This window comes from Roseomonas acroporae (assembly GCF_023223525.1).
GTDB classification, from domain to species: domain Bacteria; phylum Pseudomonadota; class Alphaproteobacteria; order Acetobacterales; family Acetobacteraceae; genus Roseomonas_E; species Roseomonas_E acroporae.
Genome location: NZ_JALPRX010000079.1, coordinates 1 through 1,565, shown reverse-complemented (window position 1 = coordinate 1,565; position 1,565 = coordinate 1). Strand labels below are relative to the sequence as shown.

Genomic DNA, 1,565 nt, shown 5'->3' with positions numbered 1-1,565 from the left:
CGTGACGGTGAGCTGACCGGCAACGGGGCGGGCGCCGGCCCGCCCCACCGCTTGTGCCGGCGGCAGAACGCCGGCCTAGTATCCCTCGCCACGAGGCCGTCATGTCCCGATCCCGGCGCCGCACGCCCATCACGGGCATCACCTCGGCCGACAGCGAGAAGGCCGACAAGCGCCGGGCCAACCGGGCGGTGCGGCGCGCGCTGCGGCAGGACGACGTCGCCGATCCCGACGCGGTGCTGCCCGGGCTGCGCGACGTCAGCGACACCTGGTCCATGGCGAAGGACGGCAAGCGGTGGCTCGGCCACGGCGATCCCCGCCCGATGCGCAAGTAACTCGCCAGAGCAGCCTGCCAGGGTGAGTTGCCAAGGTGAGTTGCCGGAGTGGCCTGCCAGTCCGCCCGAGGAGCGTGCCGTGACGACATCCCCGCCCGTCGAGGCCTCCGTGCGCGCCGCCATCACCGCCGCGCTCGGCGCCATCGCGGCCGAGGAGCGGGTCGCCATCCTGCTCGCGGTCGAGAGCGGCAGCCGCGCCTGGGGCTTCGCCAGCCCGGACAGCGACTGGGACGTGCGCTTCCTCTATGCCCGCCGCACCGAGTGGCACCTGCGGCTGCGGCCCGGGCGCGACGTGATCGAGCGGCCGCTGCCGGGCGACCTCGACGTCTCGGGCTGGGACCTGCGCAAGACGCTCGGCCTGCTGCTCGGCGGCAATTGCGCCGTGCGCGAATGGCTGGCCTCGCCCATCGTCTATGCGGGCCGCCCGGACTGGGTGGCGGAACTGCGGGCCCTGGCCGACCGGGTGCCGGCGCGCCGCGCGGCGGGGCACCACTACGCCGCCCTGGCGCGGCGCGTGCACGGGCAATGGCTCGGGCGGCGGCCGGTGAACCTGAAGAAGTACCTCTACGCCATCCGCCCCGCGCTGGCGCTGCGCTGGCTGCGGACCCACCCGGCGGGCATGCCGCCGATGGACGTGCCGGCGCTGCTCGGGGGCGTCACCCTCGCGCCGGACGAGGCGGCGGCGCTGGATGCCCTGCTGGCGGCGAAGGCGCGGGCCTCGGAGATCGGCACGGGCGAGCCGCTGCCGGCGCTGGATGCGCTGATCGCCGGGGAGTTGGCTCGGGCGGCGGAGACGGCGGCGCTGGCGCCGCCCCTGGTGGTGTCCGACCGCGTCCTGGCCGCGGCTGACGACATGCTGCGTCGGGCGGCCGCATTGGCCGATCTCTGCCGGACATGAAGGTCCCGGGGCCGCGTCCGGTTTTCCCGCCGCTCCGGCCCCGTCACCCGCCGATGGACCGCCTTTCCCCGCCGCGCCGGCGCCGCGACCATCCGCCGCAGCGCCGCCCGGCAATCCCGGCGCCGGTCGGGGAGTCCGCCGGCGGCTGCCGGCCCGGCGATGGTGCGGGCCGGCCGGATCGCCGCCTCGGCCCGGGGCCGACGAGGACGATCCGCGGCGCCCGCGATCGCGGGCGCCGCCTCCGCCGCCATGCCTGACGCTCGTCGGGCCCGGCGGGTACGGCCGCCCCGGAGGGGCGGGTGCCGCCACCCGCGAGAGGGGCGGCGGCGCCGCGT

Annotated in this window: 2 protein-coding genes; both read left to right on the top strand. The window is 77.3% G+C overall.

The genetic code is table 11. From position 1 onward, the window contains the following. Positions 1-101 precede the first annotated feature (101 nt). On the top strand, positions 102-332 hold the full coding sequence (locus M0638_RS18190; protein WP_248668428.1) for a hypothetical protein: 231 nt from the start codon (positions 102-104) through the stop codon (positions 330-332). Between the two features lie 79 nt (positions 333-411). Further along, positions 412-1,230 carry a nucleotidyltransferase domain-containing protein gene (locus M0638_RS18185; RefSeq protein ID WP_248668427.1) on the top strand — a complete coding sequence of 273 codons (819 nt, stop codon included), beginning with the start codon at positions 412-414 and terminating at the stop codon, positions 1,228-1,230. The last annotated feature ends 335 nt before the right edge of the window (positions 1,231-1,565 follow it).